The following is a 25,033-nucleotide window of genomic DNA, read 5'->3' as shown; positions in this document are numbered from 1 at the left end:
TAGACCAGTTTTCCTTTTTTATTCACTTGTCAGGCTGACAATTATCACCTGATAGCCTGTACTTTACGTTAATACATTTCAAATAGTATTTACTTTTGCCAGTACCAATTTCTCTAAATGATTGCGGAAATAAGCGGCGCTATGTGTGTAGTAGACCTCGAGGGCCGCGTGATATGGGCCAGCCACGAGTTCGACAGGTGGTTTTCCCGGGACGGCAAAAGGGCTATAGGCAAGACGATCGACTCCCTGGTTCCCGGCCTCTACAAAGAATGTCCCAAGAGCGTCGTCATTTCACACGTCGACTATAACGGGCTCAAGCACTTCCTTGAAGCCCGGTGCGAGACGACGTACGACGACGAAGGCAAAGAGATCAGCAGCCTGATCTCTTTCAAAGACGTCACGCTGCTCCAGCTGCTGCTCAACATTTCCGTTCTGACTATGTCTACCTCGACACCTGTAGCGCTGCTCGATCAGGCTATAGGGGCCATCAGCGATACCTTCGGCTACAAAACAATCGCAGCCATGCTCTATAAAGACGGCTTTCTCGAGCTGGCAGTCAGCAGAGGCTATAGTCCCCGTTTACAAAACCTGTTTACCAGGCAAAAGGTATCTCCTGAGGAGCGGGGCTTAGCCGGACGTAGTGCGTATACGCTAAAAGTGATCACCAAAGAGATCAAAGAAGGCACAGTATCCCCTAAGCTGCTGGAGGAGTCCCGCAGGCTCGACATCCGATGGGCGACGACCATACCTTTGACTGATCGCGATGGCCTGCTCGGGGTTCTGGCGTTCTCCACCTCAACTCCTCCTGCTACGGACGAGATCGACCTGCTGAAAACTGTCTGCAACCAGATTACTGTCAGCCTCAGAAAAATTTTATTCGAGGAAGCGCTGGTCAAAGCCCGTAACGAACTCGAACTATACGTCGACCTGATGTGTCACGACATAACGAACGCTATCCAGATTTCGCTGGGATACCTGGAACTGGTCGAAAGCGATGCAAGCACGACGAACTATGGTTATGTAAGCTGTTCTATGAACGCGCTACATAAGATAAACCGACTGATCGGTACAGTAAGGACGCTGCGTAGCGCTCCCGGCATGATGCTCAAGGACGTCAACCTGAAAGACGCAGTCAAAAGCGCTGTAACCGTCATAAAATGTAGTCGCTCTGCTGAAGAAAAAGGGGTGTCTATTGACATCGATAATGTGTCCGATCTTACGGTCAGGGCAAACAACCTGCTCAAAGATGTCATATATAACCTGATCGATGCGACAGTAAGGCGCGTCCGGTATCGTGGCTCGATCTGGATCAGGACCGAGCAAAAAAACCACGATTGCAGGCTCATCATAGAAGACAGCGGCCCTGGCATGATCGAGATGCCCGGAACGAGGCCTCATGCGGAGGTACCTGCAGTCAGCCTGCACGAGACCCCCAGCATCAGTATGTATTTCGTATTCAGCGTCGTCAAAAATTATGGTGGCACAGTCGAGATCGAAAGCAGGGTGCAGGGCGAGCTTGAGCAGGGTAATCGAGTTATCATTAGCCTGAAGTGTGCGTAGCTTCGAGGCAAAACCATAACGTTAAATACTCTTTATTTCAATAGCTCTTCCGGATATACCATGACTATGATGCTCAGGATCCAGTGCAGGGACTGCGGGAAAATAAAAGTCGCAGAGTTTAACTCACCGATTCTGCCTCTGATCGATGGGTCCTGCTGTGCCGGTACCGCCGAGGACTCCAGGAAATGCGAATGCGGCTGTGAAGCGTTCTACGTTATTGACAACGCGTAGTGGCGGGGTGTAATTAAATGAGCATAAATAAAATCGTCCTCCGGGTAGGCCGCCGGATCGCCAGGTGGCTGAGAATGTTTAAGATGAGCATACTGCTGGCAGGCGTCATCTTTTTCATCCTCATGTACCTGGACATACCCGGTTTTCAGGCGAGCGATACGGACAAAGTCTTCGGTTCTATTGTCCTTGCCCTGGGCTTAATCAACTTCACATACTGGACGTTCCTCAACCGCCAGGCTGCACAGGCTCAGGAGAAACGAAGAATCAAGGGCAAGCGCAAGCCTTGAATTCGGCTATGGTATCGATCACCCTCTGGCCATACTTTTCTATTCTTTTCCTGCCGAACCCTTTGATCCTGCCGAGCTCTTCTATTGATACCGGCTTCTGGCGGACAAGCTCCAGAAGTATCCGGTTATCGTAGATCGCCGGCAGATACTTAATTTCGCTTTCCTGGGCCAGCGTTTTTCTCAGGGACTTCAGCGACACTTCCAGCCGCTTCTCTTCTTCAGTGAGTTCCGGGCCCGGTATTTCCCGCTTTTCTGGCAGCGGTGTAAACAGGCCCTGGAAAGAGATCATCTTGTCGAAGACAATCGAGAGTCTCTCATCTCTGCCAGAGGCCATCAGGCCGATTTTCCCCTGGCAGTCGTATGGCTTTATATCGCTGGCACGACTCATATAGCAGACAGGGTTGACCCCGGACGGGCCATGAACGATCAGGCTGTTATCCGGCTTGATGAGAATAATATATTCTCCTTTCCTTGCTTTGGTCGTCCTTCCTGTGTATTCGATGCTGGCCAGACCTTCCCCGAGGCAGAAACAGCCTGCAGATATGCAAGATCTTATGGCACTCAAAGTTCCGGTAACGTCTTTTCTCTCGTCCAGGTTCTCGTACCTGTCGCTGCCGTATTTCTCCAGGTACCGGGTGATCAGGCTGTACATTGCAGGACTAATGCCATGCTCGTCACAGTCGGCGATCATTTTCAGGTCGGCTTCAATCTCGCTCATCGGGACGTTGATGCCCATCCGCATCAGGATGTCTTTCATGTTAAGCAGCACTTTAAACTGCGTATCATTCATCATACATAGTTCCTGTCTCCGTTTTGGCACATGGGAGACAATGAGTAAGTTTCATATTTATGCATATAAGCTGGATGATATAGCGTTATGAAAGTATTATTTGTACAGAAAGAAATATTATAATATTGGGACCTGTGGGATTTATATGGCAACAAATATCCGGATATTTGGCTTTGCAGGCAGCTTAAGAAAAGGCTCTTATAATAAGGCGCTACTCAGATGTGCCCTTGAACAGGTGCCTGCCGGGGCAGAGCTTGAAATCTTCGATCTCGGGGAGATACCTCCCTATAACCAGGATCTGGACGACCGGATGCCTGACGTAGTCAGGACGTTCAAATCGAAGATCAGGGCTGCAGACGCAATTTTGATCGCCACTCCGGAATATAACTATTCAATGTCCGGCGTTCTAAAAAACGCCATCGACTGGGCTTCCCGCCCTATCGGAGACAATTCTTTCGACGATAAGCCGGTCGCAATCATGAGCGCTTCTATAGGCATGATCGCGGGCGCGAGAGCCCAGTATCACCTGCGGCAGACCTGTGTATATATCAACATGCACCCTTTGAACCAGCCTGAAGTCATGGTGCCATTCGTGGAAGATAAGATTGATCATAACGGCCATGTAACCGATGAAAAGACGCGGCGGAAGATAAAAGAGCTGCTCGAGAGCCTTATCGTGTGGACGAAACGGCTGAAAAGGTCTTGAACAGCGAGGCGATATCAGGAGGTATCTATATCGCAGTGACCAATATAGAGGAAAGGGGCCGGCCAGCTACAGATCCGTATAAGAAGCATACGCAGTCCAATAACATTACTAACGAACTGGTCATCCGGCAGGATAACCTTACCCTGGTCACGCGGGATAACGGCGAAATACCAGTAGCCGATAACTCCGGCTATGGGCTATATTATAAAGACTGCCGGTTCCTGAGCGGATACCAGCTGAAGATCATGGGCGTGTCGCTTACTCCTATTCTGTCAAACGACGAACGGGGCTATCAGTCCCTTGTTGTCATGACGAACCCCGAGTTCCTCGATTGCAGGGGAAGGACGATCGACAAAGAGACTATCCTCATCAGCCGAAGTACTGTCATTCCTGGCTGTGTTGTCGAGACCATCACCGTGGAGAACTTCAATCCCTCGGAGGTTACGCTGAACATACTCGCGGAGTTCGACGCAGACTATAACGATATCTTCACTATCCGGGGCATCACAGAACCGGCAGGGGGAAAGCTGTTGCCAGCCAGGTACGAAAACGGAGAGATGCGTTTAGCCTGCCTCGGTAAAGATAATCACCTCCGGGAGACGATCATCCTCTTCGACCCCGTTCCCATGGTTGTAGCCGGTAAGACTTGTTCTATACAGCTGAGCCTGAAACCGCACGAAACCCGGGTAGCCAAAGTGCAGATTTTCGCCAGAGATGCAGGCCCCGGTCAGGAGGATGTGGCAGAGCCCGTAGACATCGGCCGGCAGATGAATAAGATCCTGCGATCCTACATTGCTGCCGTAGAATGCTGTAATAACATACCAACCAGTAATAACATCTTTAACAGCATCGTGGAACGTTCTCTCGCAGACCTCACCATGATGCGCATGAGCCAGTATGGCCATACCTATCATTCAGCCGGGGTACCCTGGTACGATGCACTGTTCGGCCGGGACAGCATCATTTCCGCGCTCCAGCTGCTACCGTATGACGTGGAACCCGCCCGGAGCACGCTGCTGTTGAACGCGAGGTACCAGGGCCGGGGATACGATGACTGGACCGAAGAAGAGCCCGGAAAAATCCTTCACGAGCTCCGGGTCGGGGAGATGGCTAACCTTAACATGATTCCCCAGCAGCCGTACTATGGAACTGTCGACGCAACCCCGCTGTTCTTGATACTGCTGGTGGAGTACATTGACTGGACCGGCGATATCGGGATGCTGAAGCAGCTGGAATCAAATGTCGATGCCGCCATCCGCTGGATAGACGGCTGCGGGAACATCGGCGGAAGAGGTTTTACCTCCTACGCTGTCAAATCCGATCTCGGCATTTACAACCAGGGCTGGAAAGATTCCTTCGACTCGATCAGCCGATCCGACGGCACCCTGGCAAAAAAGCCGATAGCGCTGGCGGAAGTACAGGGCTATGTGTACATGGCTAAAAAGCGGCTGGCACCTCTGTTCAGGCTGATCGACAGGGCAGCCGACGCCCGCCGGCTGGATCGTGAGGCGGATGATCTGAAAGAGAGATTCAACCGCAGGTTCTGGATGAGCGACCGCAATTATTTCGCGCAGGCCATAGATGCAGACGGCATCTGCGGCGTGATCTCTTCTAACCCGGCGCAATGCTTGTGGACGGGAATACTGGACAGCAGGTACGTGAAGTCCTTCGTGGCCAGGCTTTTCGAGAGCGACATGTTCACCGAATGGGGCATCAGAACGCTATCCTCCAAAGAGCGGCGGTACAATCCTCTCGGCTATCACAACGGCACCATCTGGCCTCACGATAACTCCATCATCGCTATGGGCCTGAGAAAATACGGCTTCGTCAACGAGCTCTCCGTAGTCTTCACAGGCATGTACGAAGCGGCCCGGCTATTCACGAACTACCGGCTGCCGGAGTGCTTCGGCGGCTTTCCCCGGTCAAAATACAGCCTGCCTGTCAAGTACCCGGTCGCATGCAGCCCTCAGGCATGGTCTTCGGGTGCCATACCACACATGTTGACCGCATGTCTGGGACTGGTTCCTGACGCGCTGAATAACCGGCTGACGCTGAGCAAACCTCACCTGCCTCCGTGGCTGGATAAGGTACAGTTCAATAACATCAGAGTAGGGGATACGCTGACCAGCCTGGATTTCAGGCGGATTGAAGATAAGACCATGGTCAACGTGACGAGAAAAGAAGGTGACCTTAACGTATTGATAGAATATTAGGATTGGATAGTAAAACCGCGCATAAAAATCCTTCATTTTATCAATACATAGTCCGTAAAATCTACCATAGAATGTTAGCGGAGGCCTTGCTATCTCCTCTCACCCTTCGTGGACCTATCTGATGGACGAAATACAGCTGCCTGAAGATACTATGACGGTAGCCTTTCCTTTCGGCATACCTGTGCTGCTGGTGAAAAAACAGGGCACTGTATACGCATTATCCAATAAGTGCGCTCACATGGGCTGTACGCTGTCCCGGGGCACGCTGTGGGGGTATACAATACAATGCCCGTGTCACGAGTGGTCTTTCGACATACGGACAGGGACCTTCATCACCGCAGGCCAGATCAGGATACCTGTTTACGAGACAAAGGTCGAGAACAACAAGATCTACGTGAAGATATAGGGGGCATCATATGGTCAAAATCTCTATGTATACCTTGAGCACCTGCCCTTTCTGCCGTAAGACAAAGAAATATTTCCGGGACAGGGGCATACAGTTCGATTATATCGACTACGACACTGCCGACGAAAAAGAGCAGGAGCGGATAGCCGCTGACATGATGAAACATACCGATCATATAGCGTTCCCGTTCGTCCGCATAGGCGATACGGTCGTCATAGGGTTCAACCCTGACCGGTACGAGCTGCTACTTAAGTCGGAAAAGAGTCCGGCGACAGCCTCATAGGTGATGGGCTTGGACGTCGAGGCCAGAAAAAAAGCCCTTCGCTTTCAGTTCCAGCCGATCGTCGATCAGCTTGGGTACAAATTCACCCCTGACGAGGAGACGGTCGACTTTTGTCTCGAGCAGGAAGTGCGGCTGGAGCAAAAGTATGGCATACCTTACTGTCCCTGCCAGGGGCTTACTAACGATCATAAGGAAAACATGAGAATTGTCTGTCCATGCATTCCCTATCACAAAGAGCACTTCGACTACATGAAAATGTGCTGGTGTGGCCTGTACGTCCTGAAGGAAGTCACAGATCCTGAGCCGCTCAGACAGATTCCCTACGACGAGTTCCTGAAAAAGACCGGGAGAGGATAGCCTGTACAGAGAAATTGCGAGAACCGACGATATATTGCCCGGCGGCATGAAAGCCTGCGAAGTCGAAGGCCTTGAAATCGTGCTGTGCAACGATGGCGGTAAATTCTACGCCTTCCAGCGGCGGTGTGGCCACATGAATGCTCCGCTGGACATGGGAACTGCAAATGGGTACATCGTGACCTGTCCCTTGCACAGCGTACAATTCGACGCTAGCACCGGCAAAGCCCTGAGCGGGATTGTGCCCTCTTATAGTGAAGAGCCAGTTCCGAAGTCGATGGCTGGAAGCTTTGCATGGCTGGCACAACTGATGACCCATGTCAAGATCCATGATCTACGGACCTTTGCTGTTAAAGTTGAGGACGGAAAAATTTTCGTGGATATCTGAAACAGTGGCCGCTAGCAGCAATTCCAATAGATTTGCCTTTTCAATAAATTATTTGGATTTATCGTAATTAGTTTTTTCTATTTACTTTTTGTACAATTTGTCAGTACATAGCCGTTGTACTCATATTTATACACCCGGTTGCTATGTAAGTTATTGTGGCAGCAGGAAACTGGCACTAAAAGTCGCAAGCTATATACCCCCCCAAACTAACGCTGCTTAGCCGGCTTCCAGCTGCTAAAAAAATTATGCTGGTATGCCTATGGAAATATTGAAGACAATCTCATACGCCGGAACAATGGAAGTCCTGGCATCGGTCGTAAAGGGCCCGAAACGCTTCAGCGATATCATGTTCGAGACCAAGCTGAACCCGGGAATCCTGAACCGTGTCCTCAAGACCCTCATAACCAACGGAATTCTCGAGAAGTGCCCGAATGACGAGGGCTACAAGCTCACCGAGAAAGGAGTCAAAGTTTCCGTATACATTCTCAAGATCCTCGAAGTCTCTAACGCTAACGAGACCCCGGAGAACCTGAAACTGATCAAGGCCATGACTCTGAACCTTGAACAGGCCAGGAACTCAATATCTGCTTAAGGTGGGCCAAACGGCCTACCTGCCCACATTTCTTGGCCAGAGTTTTTTAACATACGCCCGTCAGGGCCTGATTTTTTCGTAATATCTGTTAAGCGGATGCGCCCTGTAAGAGCCGAAGGGCGGTATCAGCCGGTACCCCAGCCGTTCATACAGGCCGAGAGCTTCGGGCTGGTAAATGCCAGTTTTGAGCCGAAGCGATTTTACACCGTGTTCCCACGAGTACTCCTCAAGGTGCTTCAACACTATTTTGCCCAACCCCTGTCCCCGATACTCAGGCCTGATGTACATTCGCATGATCTCCCCGTACTCTGTACCCTGGAACCTGACTCCTCCGCAGCCCGCAGGAATGCCGTTAGAGCGAATAATAAAGAATGCCACGCCTTCTCTGACCATCTCCTCCGGCGTCAGCCCGTGCTCGCTGTCATGGGGGTAAAGGGGTGCGATGTACCTGCTGAGCTCAGCGATAAGCGCAAGGCTATCCGGAGTATCGGGCCGCTCCGGCGTAATCGTTATGGGCACGTCATCAGTCATGATACGTTACAGTTAATGCAAGGCGCTGCATTTATAAAATAGTGCTGATGTAGTTTAATCAGAGAAGGTTCAGCATGAGAAACAAACCCGGGATTAAGCTGACGAAAGAGAAGAGGGCTGAGATGATCTCTGCGATCAAGAGCTATTACTCCGCGGAGCGGGAAGAAGAGATCGGCGATCTGGCCGCAGGGCTGCTGTTAGATTTTATTATCGAAGAGCTGGCACCTGAGTTCTATAATCAGGGTGTTCAGGATTCCTATAACTTTATGGAAAAGCAGCTTGAGGATTTGCTGGCGATTCAAAAGCAATAGCTAATTGTCAATTTAGTATGCTGAATACTGAATCAAATAAGCCACTAAAACAATACCTGACTAAGGAAAATCGGAGAATAGTGCTGGGACCCGGATTCGAACCGAGGAACCTCTGCAGGAGCAGATCTTGAGTCTGCCGCCGTTGACCGGACTTGGCTATCCCAGCGTTGTGGTACAATAAACCGTATGTGTATTCCTGATATCTTGTATAAAAAGATAACCTGTGCTCTTAATGGCTATCTACTCCAGGGCCCGGTAATCTGCCGAACATATCCTCTCATCGAGATCCTTTTTTTGAATATCTCTGTGCGCCTCTGTGCGCCTCTGTGCATCTCTGTGCCTCTGTGGTAAACCGTTTCTCTGTGAACCTCTGTGCCTCTGTGGTGAATAGTAAGTCTCTGTATCTCTGCGGTGAACAGTCGATGCGGACCAGGTGGTTACCAGTTCTACATATATAGTAATTCTGGCAAGCCCATGCCGGTAACGCTTTTATACGTAAACGCATAAGTAATAAACAAAACTTGATAACTATCAAGTTTAGTTGCGGTGTTTGAATGGAAGTCAGTGTTACCCGGTGGGCGGGTATTTCTTTAGTTCTCTTCATCGTCATGATCCTTATCGCCGTCGTGGCGACGGCTGTGGGTCCGGCGAATATCAGCCCTGATAAGGTTGTCATGATCATCCTGTCTAAAGTGCCCGTAGTGCAGGATTACCTTACGAAGGTCTGGACTGTCGGGGAAGAGGCTATCGTGATCAACGTCCGCCTTCCGAGAGTCATACTCGGACTGCTGGTAGGCGCTTCGCTGGCTGTTGCCGGCGTGACTACTCAGGGCATCTTCAAGAACCCGATGGCTGACCCATACATTCTTGGCGTCTCCTCTGGTGCCGCTTTTGGGGCGTCGGCGGTCATCGTCCTCGGGGTTAGCGTGTTTCTGCAGTCGATCAGCATCACGGCTGGAGCGCTTGCCGGGGCGCTGATTGTCTCTTTCCTCGTCTTCAACATCGCCCGGACACGCAACCGGATACCTGTAGAGACTTTGCTGCTCTCGGGTATCGCCGTTTCGGCGTTCTTCTCGGCTATCACCTCTTTCCTGATGTACATCTCCGGCAACAGCCTGAACCAGATCGTGTTCTGGGTGATGGGGGCGCTCTGGAGCAGCAACTGGGATGACGTCCTGATCCTGGCTCCGTTTTTCGTGGCCGGGTCGCTGATCGTCTACGCTTATTCCCGCGACCTGAACCTGATGCTGCTTGGGGACGAGAGCGCGGCGCACCTGGGATCGGACGTGACCCGGGTCAAGTATATCCTTCTGGGAGTATCTTCGCTAATGGCCGCTGCAGCAGTGTCTGTCACGGGCATTATCGGCTTTGTCGGCCTTATTATCCCCCACATCATGAGGCTGATCGTCGGGCCCGATCACAGGGTTCTTATACCTGCCTCGGCACTTGTAGGTGCGATTTTCCTTGTTCTCGCGGACACGTTTGCGAGGATGGTCATCCAGCCCACGGAAATGCCCGTAGGCATCGTGACAGCCCTGATCGGAGCCCCGTTCTTCGTATACCTCCTGATCAGGCAGAAGAAGACACTGAGGGGGGTGTGATCTACCGTGCTCGATGTCACCGATCTGTCATGTAAATATGGCAATGCCAGAATCCTGGAAAACATCTTCTTCACCACCCGCAAAGGGGAATGCATCGGCATCATAGGGCCCAACGGTTCCGGCAAGTCCACGCTGCTCAAAACCCTGAGCAAAGTCATGAAGCCTGCCTCGGGCTCGATTGTAGTCTGCGGCAAAGAGCTGAAGGATATTTCCATGAACGAGCTTGCCCGCAGCATGGCTGTCGTGCCGCAGGATACGAATGTCGACTTCAACTTCAGCTGTCTCGACATCGTCCTCATGGGCAGGCATCCCCACCTGGGCAGGTTTGCCGTAGAGGGCAAAAAAGACTACGACATTGCCCGACAGTCTATGGAGCTGACGAATACCTGGCACCTCAAAGACCGGAACATTTCAGAGCTCAGCGGCGGCGAGCGGCAGCGGGTCATCATCGCCAGGGCGCTGACTCAGGAGCCCTCAGTTTTGCTGCTGGACGAGCCGGTGTCACACCTGGACATCAACCACCAGATCGAGATCATGGAGCTGATCCAGCACCTGAAAAACGACCGGGGCCTGCTGGTCATCGTCGTGATCCACGACCTGAACCTCGCAGCCCGGTACTGCGATCGCCTCATCCTGCTCAACGAGAACACCATCCAGGCCGCAGGCACTCCCTCTGAAGTGCTCACCCGGGAGCACATCCGCAGAGCCTTCCGGGCAGACGTGCTGGTACGCCGGCACCCTATGACCGGGACTATTTATATCACCCTGCTCAATTCGATCACAACGACGGAGCCAGAGTCTGATGGCAAGACCATCCACCTTGTATGCGGAGCAGGCACTGGCACACAACTGATGTACCAGCTTAAGACCGCGGGCTACAACCTCACTGCAGGCGTACTCAATGTCCTGGATACAGACCATGAGACCGCCCTGCACCTGAACGTAAATACGATAGTCGACGCACCATTCTCGCCCATAACTCCGGAGTCGTATGCGGCTAACGTGGACGCGCTGAAAGCAGCCGATTACGTCGTCCTGAGCGACGTCCCATTCGGCTGGGGCAACATCAAGAACCTCGAAGCCGTCCTCGAAGTGTCGGGCGCCAAACCGGTCATCTTAATCGCCGGCTGGCAGAATCGTGACTTCACTGGCGGCAAAGCAGGTGAGCTGATACAGGCCATATTGAATAAAGGGGCTGTCGAGGTCACGAGCGCTGATGAGGTAGTAAGAAAACTTGCAGAAATCTGAGAGGCTTCGAAGTTTTTTATGCAGCAGCACACTTAAAGCCATAAAACTCTCATTATAACCGCAGGCGTGTTTAACTTATGATCAGGATCGGCATTGCAGGCATCCCTCACGGGGCGAAGGGAAAAGGGACTGAAGCGGGTATCAGGTATCTGCGAGAGCTTGGCCTGGATGCCATGGAGATCCAGTTCGGGAGGAACGTTTATATGACCCCCGAATCGGCAAAGTCTGTAGCTCCTGTGGCAATGGAAGAGCGAGTCGAGCTATCTGTCCATGCCCCGTATTACGTGAACCTGTCCAGCAAGACGGAGAAGACGATCGAGAAAAGCAAGGACTGGATTATAAAGTCGGCCCGGGTGGCGGCTGCTGCTGGCGCTTCGATGGTGACGGTCCACGCCGCGAGGGAAGAGAATCCGGACCTGGTGATAGCCGGCTTCAGGGAGATCGTTTCAGCACTGGCAAAAGAGCATATCTCCGTGCCTCTGGGGCTGGAGACAATGGGCGATCTCGGGGAGTTCGGCAGCGTTGACGATGTCCTCGAAGTCGTACGAAAGGTTCCGGGTACCAGTATCGTGATCGATTTTGCGCACATATACGCAAGGACCGACGGCGGTCTGAAGTCGGTCGAGGACTTTTCTGCTGTGCTGGACAGGGTGGCAAAGTCTGGTATCAACCATTATCACATCCATTTCTCCGGCATCGAGCACAAGAACTGCCGGGAAATACGGCATTTGCCTCTCGACGGTAAGCCGGATTTCTCGCTGCTGGCGAAGGCACTGGTAGAGTGTAAAATTGATGCAACTGTCATTTGCGAGTCGCCTCTGCTTGAGGAAGACGCGCTGAAGATGAAGCAGATTATCGGGTCGCTCGAGGCGTGACGGCTTCGCAGAACACTGATAAGTTTAAATAGAAATAAGCCTCTCTTCCCCTTGGGATCGGTTGGGATGCCTTGATAGATGCTGGCTTTTTATTAGCTGTGCTGGCAATGTTATTAGTCGGCAAAATACTGGGCGACTTAGTGAAGCGGCTAGGCTTCTCGCCGCTCATCGGCCAGATGCTGGCGGGTATTATTCTCGGTCCTATGCTGCTCAACCTTGTCCCAATCAATCACGAGATTGAGTTGCTGACCACCCTTGGCATTCTCTTCATGATGTTTTACATGGGCCTCTCGATCGACATCGAGAAAGTCATGGGCCAAAACGTCTACGGGTTCGTGGTGCTGTCAGTATTTGGAGGCACGCTCACCTTTTTTGTCACAGCTACAGTGACCGCATTATTAGGTTTCTCCCTCAATACCGTATTACTCGTAGGGATCTCCTTCATCTCAACCTCGACGGCCATCGGCTTCATGGTCCTGAACGAAATCGGGGACATTCGCAGCAAAGTCTATAAAACCGTCATCGCCGTGGGCATCTCTGACGACATCTACGCGATAGTTGCGCTGGCGCTCTTCACTTCGTATCTGACTACCGGTGTGGACATCAGATCAGCCTTTATGCTCTTCCTCCTCGTGCTCGGCTTCATCATCATGGTGCTCGGCTTCGGCAAGTCGATAACGAGCAAGCTTATCAACTATGCCCGGAGGACTCAGGATGACCAGTCTATCATCGCGTTTTCGATCATACTGCTCTTCCTCGTGGCGTTCCTGAGCCAGAGCGTGGGGATTGCTTCAGTAACCGGAGCTTTCCTGGCTGGCACCATTCTGGCCAGGTCACCACTGTCCTTCAAAGTGATCACGCCGAAGATCGAGGCTATTACCGAAGGCTTTTTCGTGCCTCTCTTCTTCGTCATCACCGGCGTCAGGATCAACATCTTCGAAATCCTGTCCTCGGAGAGCGTGGACCTGATGATAGCGAGCATACCGATCGACGTCGTGCTCTTCCTCGGGCTGCTGATGGCAGTCATGGTCAGCAAATATGTCGGCACTTACCTGGCGACGACCTTCATGGGCGGCTATAAAGATTCGGATCATCATAAAATGGCCATATCCATGATGCCTATGGGAGAATACACCCTCGTCATCGGGCAGATTGGCTTAATTACGTACATCGGCGGAGCGCCTATCCTGGGTGAGTCGACTTACTCGGTACTGGCCTTGATTGTGCTGGTATCGTCGATCATAGTGCCTATCATGCTCAGGGCAGCATACGGGAAGTAAATGCTATTTTTATTAATCGCTTGCACCTTGTATCTTGCAGGCTGTCTCATAATTCATAGTGATTGCCTAATAAGATAATCCGCTACCCAAATGTGTAATCCGATCGTGCTATGATATACGCCTTTTGAACGCCTGTCATGGCAGGCGTTCTAGAAGGCGATATGCACACTATCGCTGCGCTGTGCGTTCTCTGGTTGCCCGGGTTCGGTGAAACAGCAACACGATCGCTGCGCTGTGCTGGGACACAGATTTAACAGATTGTACAGATTGCACAGATGAACAGAATAGATAAACAATTAATGACTGGCTTTACCCGCTTGATTCGACGACCATCTGTGTAATCCAGTATCCCCGTGTTTGTGGTGTTGGTGGTTGGGTTGCTGGTGGTTTGGGGGGTGGAGTAAAGTGAGGTATTTGTGTGGGGGCGGGGTTATCTCATGGTTTGTGGTAATAACGTATGAGACAGCCTCTTCCGCCCTCAGATGTGAATCATAAGTGTGTTGGTTTAAAGTCTTTATCTCGGGTGTTTAATGCATACTTCCAGTTCAGTAGGGCTGGTTGGTATTTCCTCCTATTGATCTGGTGTGCGTTGGAGAAGACTAGTATGGAGGATTTGTCTGAAAAATTGTTTTTCAGCAGCGATCAACTCTTTGTATTCTTGGGGCGGATGAGTATTGAAGAGATCACTTGCGGGGTGAACCTGCTTCTGTATCATTCTTTCAAGTTGTTATGGAAAAGAGCGGTTCAGTATTGTCCGGATATCGTGGATTCACCGGTCCTCTTGGCTATTGATACTACGGATAAACGGTATTATGGAGTCGATAATGAATATGTGCATCGTACTTTGAAGATGGAGGGGCGGAAGAAGAAACGGGTTAGTGTTCTCCGGTATGCCTCGATCAGTATCGTGGCGAAGAACTTTAAATTCACTTTGGGGGTTACGCCTAAAAAGAGGGATGAACCCCTGGACCGGGTGGTGGAACGACTTTTAAAGTTGGTCCCGGAGGAACTCAGTGTTTTCGCAGTGCTCATGGATAAAGGATTCTACCTGAGCAGTGTTATGAAAACAGTGGACAAGCAGGGTTACAAGTACATTATACCGGTGAAACAGTATGGTAGCATGTCCCTCCTGTACCGGTTGTTAGAGCTTACCGGAGTGTCTCATTGGAAGTACACGATGCGTGGTGGGGAGTCTTTGGAGTACACGTATGACGTGTACCTCGAGGATCTTGGAATTGAAGCGTACTGTGGCTTCGCTACCAACCTCCCGGTAACCAGGATGAGTTTCACAATTCTTGCTGAAGCGTACACTAACCGTTGGAATATCGAGAACGGGTATAAAGAGACTAAGGAGTACACGATAAAAACAAACAGTCGGAATCACGGTTACCGCACCTTAGTATTCGGTTTAAGCCACCTAATCCTGAACCTGCACGGCATCATGAAAAAGACACATCAAAAAGCAAAGATCACTGTTAACCAGATGAAAAACATGCTGAAACAATTTTTGGAAAGAATTTTACAACTACCTAAGAGACCAGACAACATGATCTCAAAACACCTAAAAGTTGCCTGGTAACAGCCAACCGGATAGCTCAGGCTATCAACAAAAACCTATTAAACCCCCAATTTTTAACACCGACTCGTAAATAAGCCCGCCCCCGGATAAGCACACCAATCCCACCCCACACAAACCACACCCACCCAACCACCACCACACACCACGTGGATACTGGTAATCTGTATAATCTGTACAATCTGTGTCCGAGCACAGCGCAGCGATCGTCATCACATCGCCCGCATCGGACGCCTGCAATTGCAGGCGTCCCGGCGGGCGAATTTACAGTATAAGATCGTACTGTTCCTACAATATGGATAATTAGTTCCTTATTGTATAACGAAAACGGATTATGAGATAGCCTGCGTGACCTGATGGTGCCGAAGGCACGTCATTTTTCAAAAAATATAGGTTGGGAACACCGTTTTTACCAGTTTTTCATTTGCGGCTGCTGCGTTCGGACATCGCGGCCTTGCCACGCTGGATCAGCTCACGGACTTTCTGACCGCCCTTTTTGCCAATCTCTTCGTAGAAGCCTTCTCCATAGCGCTCTTTAGTAGTCGTGCCACCTTTCTTGCCGCCTATCTTGCCTCCTTTCTTGCCAATTTCTTCGTAGAAGCCTTCCCCATAACGTTCCTTGGTTGTGGACCCGCCCTTGTGGCCGGCTTCTCTTACTGTCATCTCTGTTTTCTTTTCAGCCATATCTAAAAACACCCCACTCTATGCCATATTATCTCTAAAATTTCATACATTTTTAATCTTGTCCGATATTATAACGTATAAAATTGCCCGTTGTGAGATTTATTACATCTGTTGGGTAAAATCAGCTGTATATGGCTTAATCTGATGCTTTTCTGGCTAATTATGATTTATTTCTACATATTTTTCTAGTTCATGATTTAGTATATCATATAAAATTAAAATGGTTGTTACCGGTCGGCTAAGCAAGCACCATTATTTTCGGGCGCTCTTTCCCCTCTCGATTAGCTCTTTGACCTTCTGTCCGCCCCTATGGCCGATGTCTTCGTAAAAGCCTTCTCCGTATCTTTCCTTGGTCGTCTCTCCGCCTCTTCGGCCGCCTTTCCTGCCGATCTCCTCGTAGAAGCCTTCTCCGTATCTTTCCTTGGTCGTCTCTCCGCCCTTGCGGCCGGCTTCGCTGACGCTCATCTCTCCTTTTTGTTTGTTCACCATACACTCACCTCAAACTGTACCTGCCGGCATATTAAGCCAGCATTAGTCGAAAATTACGTCTTTGGCTTAAACGTCGTTTTGGTCCTTTACCAGTGCTAAAATAAGTTATGAAGACGTGGAATTTTTAAGGTTGCTAGCGGATAAAACGGGGGCGCGGGGTCCACTACAATAGTCGATTAAGAGTTGTAACAATAAACCAGGATTGCCGGCCATTGTGGCGATCCTTATTGTAGTTTTACCATTAACAGGATATTAACGGGAGGTACGCATCGACCTTACTCTGCTGTAAGATTTCTGCACGGTCCAGAGCTTCGGTATTTCTCTGGCGTACCGGCTTCTTTTGAAGAGGCGATGGATATCTGCCCTGCTGTACTGGCCGGTCTCGAAGATCTTCCTGAAGTTGCGGTCGAACCTGAGGCTGAACTTGATTTTGAGGTCGTCGCCGAGGTAGTCTCTCACAATGCGTTCTTGCCGTTTTCCCGCCGAGTCTTTCCATGTTGAGCGGGTTCGCATCTCCGCGGGCCAGTCTTTATCCTCCGGCTCCCTGGACCAGGATTCGCCTTCGTCGTTGAACCAGACGTGGTCGTACTGGAGTATGAGCCCGATCCAGTCTTTCAGCGGTGTCCGGGCGAGGAGTTTCTGGGGGTCGCCCATCTGGCCATGGCCGATGTCCTGGGGGCGCCATGTCCAGATGATCTCGTAGAACGCACTCCTGAAATCGCTCCGGCCTTCGCCGATTTCTCTGCCAGTGGTGTTCTGGTACTCCTCGGCCCGGCCGATGACTTCCAGGGCAGTCATTTCGAGGTCGAAGTCTGCCATGATCATGCAGAGGGCTAAAAATTCGCTTGCAGGCATTCCATAGGCCATGTTGTGTGCTCCTGTTTACCTGTCACCCGGGGCCCGCATGGCATGCTTCGATAGTCTACCATCGGTGAGGCTCCCTGGTGCTTTAAAAAGCAGAAATGTGGAGTCAGTTATTTGATCTCGATGAGGTCTTTGGAGAACCCGTAGCTGATCAGAAGATTCCTGACACCTTCCCTGTGATCGCCCTGTAGCTCGATCCGGCCATCCTTGATGGTGCCGCCGCAGGCGAACTTGGTCTTCAGCTTCTGAGCCAGTTCTTTTATGTTCACGTTTTTATTATCTATACCGTCGATCACTGTGGTCAGTTTCTTAAAACGCCTGGTGTTCGTCGAAATATAGATCTTTTGTCCTTCCTTGGCAAGGTCTTCGCAGATGCAAATATCTTGCGGTAATCCACATTTGTTGCATATTTCCATATTGTACTCGCTACCATGTATCAATTATAAGCATATAAATATTTTTAGTAGTCCGGTGCTCAGGCATCTTCAAAACTGTACCCGCAGTCCCAGCCTGTCTCAGCAGCATAGTCGTCGTCAGGATACCTCTTGCAGATCTCGGGCTTTCGATCCTGTATCGCGCAGGAAAACTTGCCGTCTCCGTTATCCACCAGGTATTTGCACTGGTTTTTGATCTGGAGTTCCACGGTGCGGGCTCTGAAGTCTTTGATGCTGGCCTGCACATTCTGGTGGCAGTTGATCCACTGCAGGTAGTCTGTAAATTCGAAGTCCGTCACGCTGGCAATCTGTACGTCGATGATGAAGTCCCTGCAGCAGTTGCCGCACTGCTTACAGCTACCAGTTCTCTTTTTTCCATTCATGATCTTTCCCTCGGCGCCTTTTCGTCGCCCCTGGAATAGATTTTTTTCACCAGGTTGAGCCACCTTCGGCCGTCCTGAACTTTGGCTTTTTTGGCTTCTTCCTGGGCCGATGACCTGGGCTCGTGGATTCTATAAAGGGTATCCAGTGCCCTGTCTATTCCCAGTATAGTATTAAACAGCTCTTCAGCTTCCCGCTGTGTCATATCCTGTGCGGTAGCTATTGTGCTTACCAGTTCCCTGCGTTTTTTCTGGAGCAGGGCTGCAGTCCTGTCTGCTTCTTCCTGCTCTTCGGGCGTGAGGTTGCCCTTTTTCTTGAGTATTTCGAAAACGTATGTTCTGAGCCTGATCGTTTTTCCATCTATCGCTACACTATCAGGTATTGTCGCACCCGTGGATGCAAATTCCTTCTGCAGTCTGATGATATAGTTGTCTCTTTCGATTTTTGATAACAGCCTGTCTTCTTTCATTACCAGTGCGGGGTAATGTGCTACTCAGGTAAAAATATTTGGTCTGATAGCGGAGATCATGGCGTCCCGGGCTCTTCGCTTATCATCTTTAAACATGCCCTGCTTTGCTTTTTTTCTTCCCCGGCGCCAAGTATGCCCCTGCTTCCGCAGTTGGGGCAGGTATCGCACCTTTCGAGGCTCAGTCTGTCGATGATCGGGGATCTCCCGCTGTATATCAGGTAGCTGTAATCAGGCCGGCCCCTTTCTGTCATCATGTCTACAAATTCCTGTACTGCCAGTGATGCTATTATGGCGTTCAGTGTCATCACGGCGGGAGCAGGCGTCAAATCCGTGCCCCTGACATAACCGGCGGCAGCCAGGATATTTCTTTCTTCCTGGCTGAGCATGCTCATTGCCGCCTGTTCCTTGTCGATTAAGCCTCCGCATTCCAGGCAGCCTGTGACTGATGGGATTACTACGCGTACCTGACCGCCCATCTCGTCCAGGCTACCCTCAGTTACGAATATCTCTGTGCCTGTATCTATCAAAGGTATGAAATAGCGCAACGAGATCTCGTTCAGCGTGAGGCGCGCCAGATCATTATCAACACAGCCGAAGATCACTGTACAGGCTTTCAGCTTATCCTTAAAGTCGGCAACAGGGCCTGCCAGAGATGTAATTTCCGCGTTCTTGTTCACCTTCTTCAGGTGGGCTGCGGCTACCTTTACTTTCTTTTTCCCCACGTCTGTACTTATCGCGTAAGGAAGCCTGCTGAGGTTCGATTCCTCAATATCGTCAGGGTCTACGAGGACGAACTTTTTCACGCCTATCCTTGACAGAATCTGCAAGACTACGGAACCAGTACCTCCGAGGCCGACTATGCCTGCAGTCGTCGCTTCGATCCTGCGCTGGCTCTGACTTCCCCAGAGCCTCACCTGTCTGTCATATACTTCTGCCAGTGGTTCGGTTGCCCCGGGTTTTTGTACCGGCAAAACAGTTTTTAGGCCGTGCCTGGTCATGACCGCTATCGAGGCTTTTTCCGGCACTCTGAGGGAATCGGAATCCCCGTCGTATTCCAGCGCTGACAGCCCTTCGGACCCCATTACAATCATGCCGAACCGTATCCTGCACGATTTCAGGAACCGCCCGTTATCGATCCCGTTTTCGAGATCGACCGATGAAAAGCTTGGTGCCGGTGCATCCACGTGGGTGTGGATTTCTATAATCGCGCTATTGCTCTCCCCTGCCTCGGCGAGCACTTTCTCAAGGTACTCGCCTGAAGGCGTTACGCTCACGCTGGAATGCTCGATCAGGTTTCCCTTTTCCGGAATAAAGACCTTTTTTACCAGGTACGTATGAGAATTATCTGACAGGTCCGTTTTTAGCCCGCACATGGCCAGAGCATAGCCTTCGAGTTTTTGTGCCTCCATCGCTTTAAACTGTCCTGTGATCTGGTCATAGATGCTGGCCGGGAAGATGATCTTGAAACTTTTACCACTCTTACGCTGCTTTTTGGAGGTGGCCACGCGGAACTTACGGGTTTCTGATGTCAATATGAGTCTCTCCTGCGGACTCGTTGAGCGGGTCGGCCAGCATCAGGTCCAGGGTGACCAGAAATGTCAGCAGGTCATCCTTTGTCGAATTCCATGACATGTGGCCGGTGCAAAACCATGCCCAGGTTCGCCCAAACATGTTGCGGGTGAGCGCCTCGTAGTAGTTCGGAAGCCGCTGATTCTTATATTCGAGGCCGGTTTCCATGTATACCCCGAAAATGCTTGCCGGGGGTAAGTACGGAAAGCCGCTCACGTTGAACAGTATGTCCGTACTGTTCCTGTTGTAGCCTTCCGGCAGCCCGTAGCCCCGGATCAGAACCCAGTTGAGCGTCCTGTCCACTTCAAGGTCAAAAAAGGAGGATAGACGTTCCAGCTCTTTTGTAAGGCGGGAATCGTCCATCGAGCCTTTGGTAAACGATCGGCCGACGACAAATGCGTCTCCCTCACGTACCTTGATCTCGCCGTGCACAATCTGGTTCGCACTGCCCGTTGATCTGGCGAGTATATGGCCTCTTTCCAGTCCCACGATAGTACGTATTTCCCCTGTGCTCGTCGTTTCAGGTACCTTTACTTTCCTGCCGCCGACCGTAATCGTCACCAGATCCTGTGCCTCCGAAATGCGATCACCTCCAGTACCTAATCCAGTTTACAGGCATCTGGGCTTTTACAAATTACATTTATTATATTCTGATGATATATTTATCCCGCCGCAAAAGCCGTTATTTTACATTTCTGTGGCACTATGTCGTCTTCAACAGGTAATTCATGCACTTTACGGCTCTTCTACCGGGACATCGTAACATAATTTTTATATACAGGCAATGAGTATTGCTATGCTATAGCATGACAGTTGACATGTCATAGCATGACAATTGGCATGACATAGCATGTCAATAATGATATTCAAAAATTCTAACCTGGTGGTTTAACCATATGGACCAGATTCTGGCATTTATACTGGCAATCTTACCTATCCTGGTAATCTTCGTAGGGCTCGTGTTCCTTAAAAAATCGGGGACACTCATGGGCATCGTCGGCTGGCTGCTGACTGTCGTACTGGCGGTGCTGTTCTTCAACACTACCCCGGAGATAGCGATCCAGGCTTCAATTGCAGGTGCTCTGGCATCGTTCGGCATATCTCTCATGGTGCTGTTCACGATCCTTCAGGTAACGATGATGGACGTAACTGGCGCTATTAAAAGCATCACTCAGTTCATCAAGTCGATCGCAGCAGAGCGGTACGAACAGATCATGATCCTGAACGTAGGCCTCGGTACCTTTCTCGTAGCCATCGGAGCAACACCAGTGACTATGCTGCCACCCATCATGATCGCCCTGGGCTTTTCGCCGGTAGCAGCCGTCGCGTTACCCTGTCTGGGCTATGATCCGCTCACTTCTTTCTCGCTCCTCGCAGTACCTATCACACTTCCGGCTCAGGTCTTCGGCTTCGACGTGCTGCCCTGGGCCATGAACATTTCGCTGTTCCTGCCGGTCGTATCCACCGGCCTGGCGCTGGGCATGCTCTGGGTGGCAGACGGCATCCAGGGCCTAAAGAAAGGCATGATCCCGGCGCTTGTGGCAGGCCTGACTCTCGGGCTGTCCACTATCGTTTTCGTGAGGATCCTGCCAGACGTCAAGCTGGTCGGAGTCAGCGCCGGCCTCTGCGCCATTGTCATGCTGCTGCTTCTCAGGATTGTACAGGGTAAGCCCATCCTGCTGAAGAAAGAGGAGCGGAAAAAGATCGCTGCAGATGGCGGCTCCATGATGCCGCTCTGGAAAGCAGTTGCTCCATGGGCTGTCCTTGTGGTCTTCTGCGTATTTATCAGCATACCTGTGGTCACTACCATCCTGCACGACGCCACCAACTCGTTTAACTACATCGACATCGCCGCAGGGAAACCCGGCGACATGAAATGGCTGGCACAGGCTTACACCTGGGTGCTGGTCAGCACGATCATCACTGCACCCCTGCTCCTGAGAACGAAGGCGGAGGCGGTCAACGTATTAAAGCTCTGGATCAAGCGTGCCTGGAGCCCGACTCTGGCTGCGATGGTCTTCTTCGCCATCGCCTACGTCATGGACTGGTCCGCCCGCAGCGTATCCGGTAATGGCCTTACTGCAGCGTCCGACATGAACATGAACGTCGTCATCGGCGCTACTCTGGCCGCCTACCTCGGAGTCATGGCTTTCCCGCTGGTCAGCCCCATGCTAGGCCTGTTCGGCGGCTTCGTCAGCGGCAGCGAAGCATCCTCTAACGTGATGTTCCACGGCATCCTGAGCAAGGCTACAAATATGCTGGGCCTTGACTTCATGCAGGTCTACGCAGCCCACGCAGTCTCGGGTGGTATCGCCTCTGGCATTGCGGTCGCCAAGATCGTCAACGCAGCGGCCGTCATCGACAAGATCGGTATCGAAGGGGAGGTCATAAGAAAATCTGCGGCCGTCATCTTCCTCCTGACCATCGTAGTCGGGTTAATGCTGTCCGCGTGGATCGTGCTCTTCTGAGCCGGAGAGAAAAATGGATAAGACCATGCGCTAAGCGCATGGCCGCTTATTTTTTAGATTTTTTCTTCTTAATGTATAACGCAGCGCTCACGGCAGCGCAGGCTCCTTCACCTACAGCCTTGGAGATCTGGTGGATGCCGCCCGTCACATCTCCGGCGGCGAAGACTCCGTCTATTTTGGTGTGCATATCAGGGCGGTCGACGGCTACGTTGCCTTTTTCGTCGACATCGAGGCCGATCTCTTTCGCCAGCACTGAGTTGGGCGTGCCTCCCTCGATGAAGACTCCGTCTACCTTTAGTACCTGCTCGGGCCCGTTTTTCACTGTATACCTTAATCGCTCGACGTACTGGTCGCCTTCTATCGCGAGAACCTTCGAGCTGAGGACGATCTGGATGTTGGGCATGGCGTCCAGTTGCTCTGCATAAGTCACGGATTCCCGCTCCGGTTTGGGGCTGAGTATGATAACTTCCCTGCATAATCCTGCTAGGTATATCGCAGACTTGGCTGCCTGGTCGCCGTGACCTAATAGTGCCACGGTCTTGCCTTTATAGAACGAGCCGTCGCAAACTGCACAGTAAGAGACACCTTTGTAGCTGAACTCTTTCTCCCCGGGGATGTTCAGCTGACGGTAGCGTGATCCGGTGGCCAGTATGATGCTGTTTGTTTTGAACTCGCCATTTTCGGTGACCAGGGTGAATGTGTCCCCCTCATGAGTGACCCTGCTGATCAGGGCCGGCACCTGCATGACGTTATATCTGCCCAACTGGCTGTGAAATTTTTCTACCAGCTCTATGCCCTGGATAGAGTCGAAGCCCGGGTAGTTTTCCACGCTGCCTGCTTTGGCCAGCTGTGAGTCGAAGATGTTGCCGAAGAGTATGGTCGACATGTTCGCCCTGCCGCAGTACAGGGCTGCGGTCATGCCCGCGGGTCCTGCGCCGATTACGGCCACATCGTAGATGGTATCAGTCATGATCATCACTTCAAACCGCTAAATAATATATTATCCTTTTTTCATCATGATAAGCCTTGCTTCATATTGCAGTACCAGCACCAGCCTATAATAAATATTTATTACCGATCGTGGATAATACGTCTAAGGTGCATAAACTAATGGAACTTGCAGAACTGGCCCGGCTTCCCCGGCGCAAAGAAGTCGAGGGAGCCGTCATCGTGATCAAGGTCGGCGGCCACGCGATGGTAGATCCGGCGGCCCGCAGCAGTATTATCAAGGACATCGTAACGTTGCGGGAACTTGGCGCACTGCCGGTGATCGTGCACGGCGGCGGTCCGGAGATCGATGCGATGGTGAAGCGCATGGGCATGACGCCCAGCTTCGTCGCAGGCATCCGGGTGACTGATGACGAAACCCTGGAGATCGTCCGCATGGTGCTCGTGGGAAACGTCAGCCCCGACATCGTCAGCCTGATCATGCGGCACGGTGGCAAAGGCGTGGGCCTGCTTGGCAGTTCCGGAAGCCTCCTCATTGCCCGGAAGAAGCCGATGGAGAAGGTGAAAGTTGACGGCAAAGAGATAATGGTTGACTATGGCTGGGTCGGAGATACAGAACAGGTGAATACCTCTATCCTGATGGACCTGCTGGACAAAGGGTACATCCCGGTGATCTCTCCGATCGGCTACGATCGGGACGGCCACTGCCTGAACCTGAATGCAGACACCGTGGCAGGCGATATTGCCTCGGCGCTGAAAGCCGGCAGTCTTGTGTCGCTGACAGATGTCAACGGCGTCATGATGGATCCATCAGATAAGAGCACGCTGCTGTCTCACCTGACCGAGAAAGAGTGCGAGGATCTTATCGAAAGAGGCATTATCTCCCGGGGAATGATACCGAAGATCCGGTCCAGCCTGTGCGTCCTGAAGGCAGGCGCTCATAGCGTTCACATCATCAACGGCAACATCGAGCATGCCCTGCTGCTGGAACTGCTGACCGAGAAGGGTGTCGGGACGAGGCTGACTCTAAAATGACTGACGGCTCTGCAACTGACGTGATCTACCGGAGGCTGCTGGTCCCGACCGACGGGTCCGAGTATTCTTTCAATGCAGGCACACATGCGGTCTACCTCGCCAGTAGTCTTGGAGCGGAGCTTATCATACTGAACGTGATCGACGTGGATATGGCGTTCCATGCGGGCATCCACTATGCAGAGAGCGTTAAAACGCTGGAACAGGCCGGTCAGGAGGCGATCTCCAGCATCGAGGCGATGGCCAGGGAGCGCGGAGTAGCCACCAGAAGCCTGCTGGTCCGGGGCGACCCTAAAGATGCGATCCTGAAGCTGGCATGCGAGGAAAAGGTTGACTGTATAGTCATGGGCTCGATAGGCATGTCGGCGATCGAAAGAGTGCTGATCGGCAGCGTGTCGGAAAGCGTGACTCGCCACGCCAGTTGCCCGGTGCTGCTGGTCAGGAGCTGATTTTGCATGGCCGT

The 25,033-nt window shown here is 51.5% G+C and carries 30 protein-coding genes and 1 tRNA gene; 19 read left to right on the top strand and 12 right to left on the bottom strand.

The annotated features are described in order from the left end of the window. Positions 1 to 117 precede the first annotated feature (117 nt). The 3 genes from RCI_RS01280 to RCI_RS01275 all read left to right on the top strand — a co-directional run bounded on the left by RCI_RS01280 (position 118) and on the right by RCI_RS01275 (position 2,078). Entirely contained in the window at positions 118 to 1,560 is a 1,443-nt protein-coding gene (locus RCI_RS01280) for a PAS domain-containing protein (RefSeq protein WP_012034574.1), read from the top strand. Positions 1,561 to 1,626: 66 nt separating this feature from the next. Continuing rightward, positions 1,627 to 1,791 carry a hypothetical protein gene (locus tag RCI_RS16835; RefSeq protein ID WP_158308842.1) on the top strand — a complete coding sequence of 55 codons (165 nt, stop codon included), beginning with the start codon at positions 1,627 to 1,629 and terminating at the stop codon, positions 1,789 to 1,791. Positions 1,792 to 1,808: 17 nt separating this feature from the next. Then, entirely contained in the window at positions 1,809 to 2,078 is a 270-nt protein-coding gene (locus RCI_RS01275) for a hypothetical protein (RefSeq protein WP_048197795.1), read from the top strand. Here RCI_RS01275 and RCI_RS01270 read toward each other — a convergent pair. Then, entirely contained in the window at positions 2,056 to 2,871 is an 816-nt protein-coding gene (locus tag RCI_RS01270; RefSeq protein ID WP_048197794.1) for an HRDC domain-containing protein, read from the bottom strand. The genes RCI_RS01275 and RCI_RS01270 overlap by 23 nt on opposite strands. A gap of 142 nt (positions 2,872 to 3,013) precedes the next feature. On the opposite strand from RCI_RS01270, the gene RCI_RS01265 reads away from it, so the two are divergent. From RCI_RS01265 to RCI_RS01235, 7 genes are all read left to right on the top strand, one after another. Then, positions 3,014 to 3,574, top strand: coding sequence for an NADPH-dependent FMN reductase (locus tag RCI_RS01265; protein ID WP_012034572.1), 561 nt, complete (start codon positions 3,014 to 3,016; stop codon positions 3,572 to 3,574). After that, positions 3,547 to 5,787, top strand: coding sequence for an amylo-alpha-1,6-glucosidase (locus tag RCI_RS01260; RefSeq protein ID WP_231844896.1), 2,241 nt, complete (start codon positions 3,547 to 3,549; stop codon positions 5,785 to 5,787). The genes RCI_RS01265 and RCI_RS01260 overlap by 28 nt, the downstream gene beginning before the upstream one ends. A gap of 91 nt (positions 5,788 to 5,878) precedes the next feature. Continuing rightward, positions 5,879 to 6,193 (top strand): Rieske (2Fe-2S) protein, encoded by a 315-nt coding sequence (locus tag RCI_RS01255; protein WP_331436983.1) that lies wholly within the window; start codon positions 5,879 to 5,881, stop codon positions 6,191 to 6,193. A 10-nt stretch (positions 6,194 to 6,203) separates the two neighbouring features. Further along, the gene (locus tag RCI_RS01250) at positions 6,204 to 6,476 is read left to right on the top strand and encodes a glutaredoxin family protein (RefSeq protein WP_012034569.1); all 273 of its coding nucleotides are present in this window, start codon (positions 6,204 to 6,206) and stop codon (positions 6,474 to 6,476) included. Positions 6,477 to 6,479: 3 nt separating this feature from the next. Then, the gene (locus RCI_RS01245; RefSeq protein ID WP_048198866.1) at positions 6,480 to 6,833 is read left to right on the top strand and encodes a ferredoxin-thioredoxin reductase catalytic domain-containing protein; all 354 of its coding nucleotides are present in this window, start codon (positions 6,480 to 6,482) and stop codon (positions 6,831 to 6,833) included. 1 nt (position 6,834) lies between these two features. After that, entirely contained in the window at positions 6,835 to 7,218 is a 384-nt protein-coding gene (locus tag RCI_RS01240) for a Rieske (2Fe-2S) protein (RefSeq protein ID WP_331436982.1), read from the top strand. 259 nt (positions 7,219 to 7,477) lie between these two features. Continuing rightward, the gene (locus RCI_RS01235) at positions 7,478 to 7,810 is read left to right on the top strand and encodes a winged helix-turn-helix transcriptional regulator (protein WP_231844895.1); all 333 of its coding nucleotides are present in this window, start codon (positions 7,478 to 7,480) and stop codon (positions 7,808 to 7,810) included. Between the two features lie 60 nt (positions 7,811 to 7,870). Here the strand turns inward: RCI_RS01235 and RCI_RS01230 are convergent, their stop codons facing one another. Beyond that, positions 7,871 to 8,341 carry a GNAT family N-acetyltransferase gene (locus RCI_RS01230; protein WP_012034565.1) on the bottom strand — a complete coding sequence of 157 codons (471 nt, stop codon included), beginning with the start codon at positions 8,339 to 8,341 and terminating at the stop codon, positions 7,871 to 7,873. A gap of 74 nt (positions 8,342 to 8,415) precedes the next feature. Between RCI_RS01230 and RCI_RS01225 the strand changes: the two genes are divergently transcribed. After that, positions 8,416 to 8,652: a DUF2164 domain-containing protein gene (locus RCI_RS01225; protein WP_012034564.1), complete on the top strand. Its 237-nt coding sequence runs from the start codon at positions 8,416 to 8,418 to the stop codon at positions 8,650 to 8,652. An 81-nt stretch (positions 8,653 to 8,733) separates the two neighbouring features. Here the strand turns inward: RCI_RS01225 and RCI_RS01220 are convergent. Further along, positions 8,734 to 8,818, bottom strand: a tRNA-Leu gene (locus RCI_RS01220). Positions 8,819 to 9,206: 388 nt separating this feature from the next. Here RCI_RS01220 and RCI_RS01215 point away from each other — a divergent pair. The 5 genes from RCI_RS01215 (at position 9,207) to RCI_RS01195 (ending at position 15,235) form a co-directional block, all read left to right on the top strand. Continuing rightward, positions 9,207 to 10,253: a FecCD family ABC transporter permease gene (locus tag RCI_RS01215; RefSeq protein ID WP_012034563.1), complete on the top strand. Its 1,047-nt coding sequence runs from the start codon at positions 9,207 to 9,209 to the stop codon at positions 10,251 to 10,253. Positions 10,254 to 10,259: 6 nt separating this feature from the next. Continuing rightward, the gene (locus RCI_RS01210; protein WP_012034562.1) at positions 10,260 to 11,501 is read left to right on the top strand and encodes a heme ABC transporter ATP-binding protein; all 1,242 of its coding nucleotides are present in this window, start codon (positions 10,260 to 10,262) and stop codon (positions 11,499 to 11,501) included. A 77-nt stretch (positions 11,502 to 11,578) separates the two neighbouring features. Continuing rightward, positions 11,579 to 12,376, top strand: a complete 798-nt coding sequence (locus RCI_RS01205) for a TIM barrel protein (RefSeq protein WP_012034561.1) — start codon at positions 11,579 to 11,581, stop codon at positions 12,374 to 12,376. A gap of 107 nt (positions 12,377 to 12,483) precedes the next feature. Then, on the top strand, positions 12,484 to 13,656 hold the full coding sequence (locus RCI_RS01200; RefSeq protein ID WP_148266472.1) for a cation:proton antiporter: 1,173 nt from the start codon (positions 12,484 to 12,486) through the stop codon (positions 13,654 to 13,656). Positions 13,657 to 14,260: 604 nt separating this feature from the next. Further along, the gene (locus RCI_RS01195; RefSeq protein WP_048198606.1) at positions 14,261 to 15,235 is read left to right on the top strand and encodes a transposase; all 975 of its coding nucleotides are present in this window, start codon (positions 14,261 to 14,263) and stop codon (positions 15,233 to 15,235) included. A 417-nt stretch (positions 15,236 to 15,652) separates the two neighbouring features. Here the strand turns inward: RCI_RS01195 and RCI_RS01190 are convergent, their stop codons facing one another. The 8 genes from RCI_RS01190 to RCI_RS01155 form a co-directional block, all read right to left on the bottom strand. Next, on the bottom strand, positions 15,653 to 15,916 hold the full coding sequence (locus RCI_RS01190; RefSeq protein WP_012034557.1) for a hypothetical protein: 264 nt from the start codon (positions 15,914 to 15,916) through the stop codon (positions 15,653 to 15,655). 252 nt (positions 15,917 to 16,168) lie between these two features. After that, the gene (locus RCI_RS01185) at positions 16,169 to 16,405 is read right to left on the bottom strand and encodes a hypothetical protein (protein WP_012034556.1); all 237 of its coding nucleotides are present in this window, start codon (positions 16,403 to 16,405) and stop codon (positions 16,169 to 16,171) included. A gap of 252 nt (positions 16,406 to 16,657) precedes the next feature. Continuing rightward, on the bottom strand, positions 16,658 to 17,272 hold the full coding sequence (locus RCI_RS01180; protein ID WP_012034555.1) for a hypothetical protein: 615 nt from the start codon (positions 17,270 to 17,272) through the stop codon (positions 16,658 to 16,660). A 107-nt stretch (positions 17,273 to 17,379) separates the two neighbouring features. After that, positions 17,380 to 17,685, bottom strand: coding sequence for a translation initiation factor (gene yciH / locus RCI_RS01175; protein WP_012034554.1), 306 nt, complete (start codon positions 17,683 to 17,685; stop codon positions 17,380 to 17,382). A 59-nt stretch (positions 17,686 to 17,744) separates the two neighbouring features. Continuing rightward, positions 17,745 to 18,086, bottom strand: coding sequence for a YkgJ family cysteine cluster protein (locus tag RCI_RS01170; RefSeq protein WP_012034553.1), 342 nt, complete (start codon positions 18,084 to 18,086; stop codon positions 17,745 to 17,747). Continuing rightward, positions 18,083 to 18,553 (bottom strand): DUF5788 family protein, encoded by a 471-nt coding sequence (locus tag RCI_RS01165; RefSeq protein ID WP_012034552.1) that lies wholly within the window; start codon positions 18,551 to 18,553, stop codon positions 18,083 to 18,085. Before RCI_RS01165 ends, RCI_RS01170 begins: the two co-directional genes overlap by 4 nt. 56 nt (positions 18,554 to 18,609) lie before the next feature. Then, positions 18,610 to 20,085: a HesA/MoeB/ThiF family protein gene (locus RCI_RS01160; RefSeq protein WP_048197791.1), complete on the bottom strand. Its 1,476-nt coding sequence runs from the start codon at positions 20,083 to 20,085 to the stop codon at positions 18,610 to 18,612. Beyond that, positions 20,066 to 20,683 carry an E2/UBC family protein gene (locus RCI_RS01155; protein ID WP_012034550.1) on the bottom strand — a complete coding sequence of 206 codons (618 nt, stop codon included), beginning with the start codon at positions 20,681 to 20,683 and terminating at the stop codon, positions 20,066 to 20,068. Before RCI_RS01155 ends, RCI_RS01160 begins: the two co-directional genes overlap by 20 nt. Before the next feature lie 335 nt (positions 20,684 to 21,018). Here RCI_RS01155 and RCI_RS01150 point away from each other — a divergent pair, with 335 nt between their 5' ends. Beyond that, positions 21,019 to 22,590 (top strand): L-lactate permease, encoded by a 1,572-nt coding sequence (locus tag RCI_RS01150; RefSeq protein WP_012034549.1) that lies wholly within the window; start codon positions 21,019 to 21,021, stop codon positions 22,588 to 22,590. 46 nt (positions 22,591 to 22,636) lie between these two features. On the opposite strand, the gene RCI_RS01145 is transcribed toward RCI_RS01150, so the two are convergent. Further along, positions 22,637 to 23,566, bottom strand: coding sequence for an NAD(P)/FAD-dependent oxidoreductase (locus RCI_RS01145; RefSeq protein WP_231844893.1), 930 nt, complete (start codon positions 23,564 to 23,566; stop codon positions 22,637 to 22,639). Positions 23,567 to 23,700: 134 nt separating this feature from the next. Here RCI_RS01145 and argB point away from each other — a divergent pair, with 134 nt between their 5' ends. Further along, positions 23,701 to 24,573 (top strand): acetylglutamate kinase, encoded by an 873-nt coding sequence (argB, locus tag RCI_RS01140; RefSeq protein WP_048197789.1) that lies wholly within the window; start codon positions 23,701 to 23,703, stop codon positions 24,571 to 24,573. Further along, positions 24,570 to 25,019 carry a universal stress protein gene (locus RCI_RS01135; protein ID WP_012034546.1) on the top strand — a complete coding sequence of 150 codons (450 nt, stop codon included), beginning with the start codon at positions 24,570 to 24,572 and terminating at the stop codon, positions 25,017 to 25,019. The genes argB and RCI_RS01135 overlap by 4 nt, the downstream gene beginning before the upstream one ends. The last annotated feature ends 14 nt before the right edge of the window (positions 25,020 to 25,033 follow it).

This window comes from Methanocella arvoryzae MRE50 (assembly GCF_000063445.1).
GTDB lineage: Archaea > Halobacteriota > Methanocellia > Methanocellales > Methanocellaceae > Methanocella_A > Methanocella_A arvoryzae.
Note: the sequence above shows the minus strand (reverse complement) of the source record. Positions and strands in the feature narration are given on the sequence as shown.

Coding starts and splice junctions, on each gene's coding strand:
- RCI_RS01280 (WP_012034574.1), top strand. CDS start 118: ATGATTGCGGAAATAAGCGGCGCTATGTGTGTAGTAGACCTCGAGGGC.
- RCI_RS16835 (WP_158308842.1), top strand. CDS start 1,627: ATGATGCTCAGGATCCAGTGCAGGGACTGCGGGAAAATAAAAGTCGCA.
- RCI_RS01275 (WP_048197795.1), top strand. CDS start 1,809: ATGAGCATAAATAAAATCGTCCTCCGGGTAGGCCGCCGGATCGCCAGG.
- RCI_RS01270 (WP_048197794.1), bottom strand. CDS start 2,871: ATGATGAATGATACGCAGTTTAAAGTGCTGCTTAACATGAAAGACATC.
- RCI_RS01265 (WP_012034572.1), top strand. CDS start 3,014: ATGGCAACAAATATCCGGATATTTGGCTTTGCAGGCAGCTTAAGAAAA.
- RCI_RS01250 (WP_012034569.1), top strand. CDS start 6,204: ATGGTCAAAATCTCTATGTATACCTTGAGCACCTGCCCTTTCTGCCGT.
- RCI_RS01245 (WP_048198866.1), top strand. CDS start 6,480: ATGGGCTTGGACGTCGAGGCCAGAAAAAAAGCCCTTCGCTTTCAGTTC.
- RCI_RS01235 (WP_231844895.1), top strand. CDS start 7,478: ATGGAAATATTGAAGACAATCTCATACGCCGGAACAATGGAAGTCCTG.
- RCI_RS01230 (WP_012034565.1), bottom strand. CDS start 8,341: ATGACTGATGACGTGCCCATAACGATTACGCCGGAGCGGCCCGATACT.
- RCI_RS01225 (WP_012034564.1), top strand. CDS start 8,416: ATGAGAAACAAACCCGGGATTAAGCTGACGAAAGAGAAGAGGGCTGAG.
- RCI_RS01215 (WP_012034563.1), top strand. CDS start 9,207: ATGGAAGTCAGTGTTACCCGGTGGGCGGGTATTTCTTTAGTTCTCTTC.
- RCI_RS01205 (WP_012034561.1), top strand. CDS start 11,579: ATGATCAGGATCGGCATTGCAGGCATCCCTCACGGGGCGAAGGGAAAA.
- RCI_RS01200 (WP_148266472.1), top strand. CDS start 12,484: ATGTTATTAGTCGGCAAAATACTGGGCGACTTAGTGAAGCGGCTAGGC.
- RCI_RS01195 (WP_048198606.1), top strand. CDS start 14,261: ATGGAGGATTTGTCTGAAAAATTGTTTTTCAGCAGCGATCAACTCTTT.
- RCI_RS01190 (WP_012034557.1), bottom strand. CDS start 15,916: ATGGCTGAAAAGAAAACAGAGATGACAGTAAGAGAAGCCGGCCACAAG.
- RCI_RS01185 (WP_012034556.1), bottom strand. CDS start 16,405: ATGGTGAACAAACAAAAAGGAGAGATGAGCGTCAGCGAAGCCGGCCGC.
- RCI_RS01180 (WP_012034555.1), bottom strand. CDS start 17,272: ATGGCCTATGGAATGCCTGCAAGCGAATTTTTAGCCCTCTGCATGATC.
- yciH (WP_012034554.1), bottom strand. CDS start 17,685: ATGGAAATATGCAACAAATGTGGATTACCGCAAGATATTTGCATCTGC.
- RCI_RS01170 (WP_012034553.1), bottom strand. CDS start 18,086: ATGAATGGAAAAAAGAGAACTGGTAGCTGTAAGCAGTGCGGCAACTGC.
- RCI_RS01165 (WP_012034552.1), bottom strand. CDS start 18,553: ATGAAAGAAGACAGGCTGTTATCAAAAATCGAAAGAGACAACTATATC.
- RCI_RS01150 (WP_012034549.1), top strand. CDS start 21,019: ATGGACCAGATTCTGGCATTTATACTGGCAATCTTACCTATCCTGGTA.
- RCI_RS01145 (WP_231844893.1), bottom strand. CDS start 23,566: ATGATCATGACTGATACCATCTACGATGTGGCCGTAATCGGCGCAGGA.
- argB (WP_048197789.1), top strand. CDS start 23,701: ATGGAACTTGCAGAACTGGCCCGGCTTCCCCGGCGCAAAGAAGTCGAG.
- RCI_RS01135 (WP_012034546.1), top strand. CDS start 24,570: ATGACTGACGGCTCTGCAACTGACGTGATCTACCGGAGGCTGCTGGTC.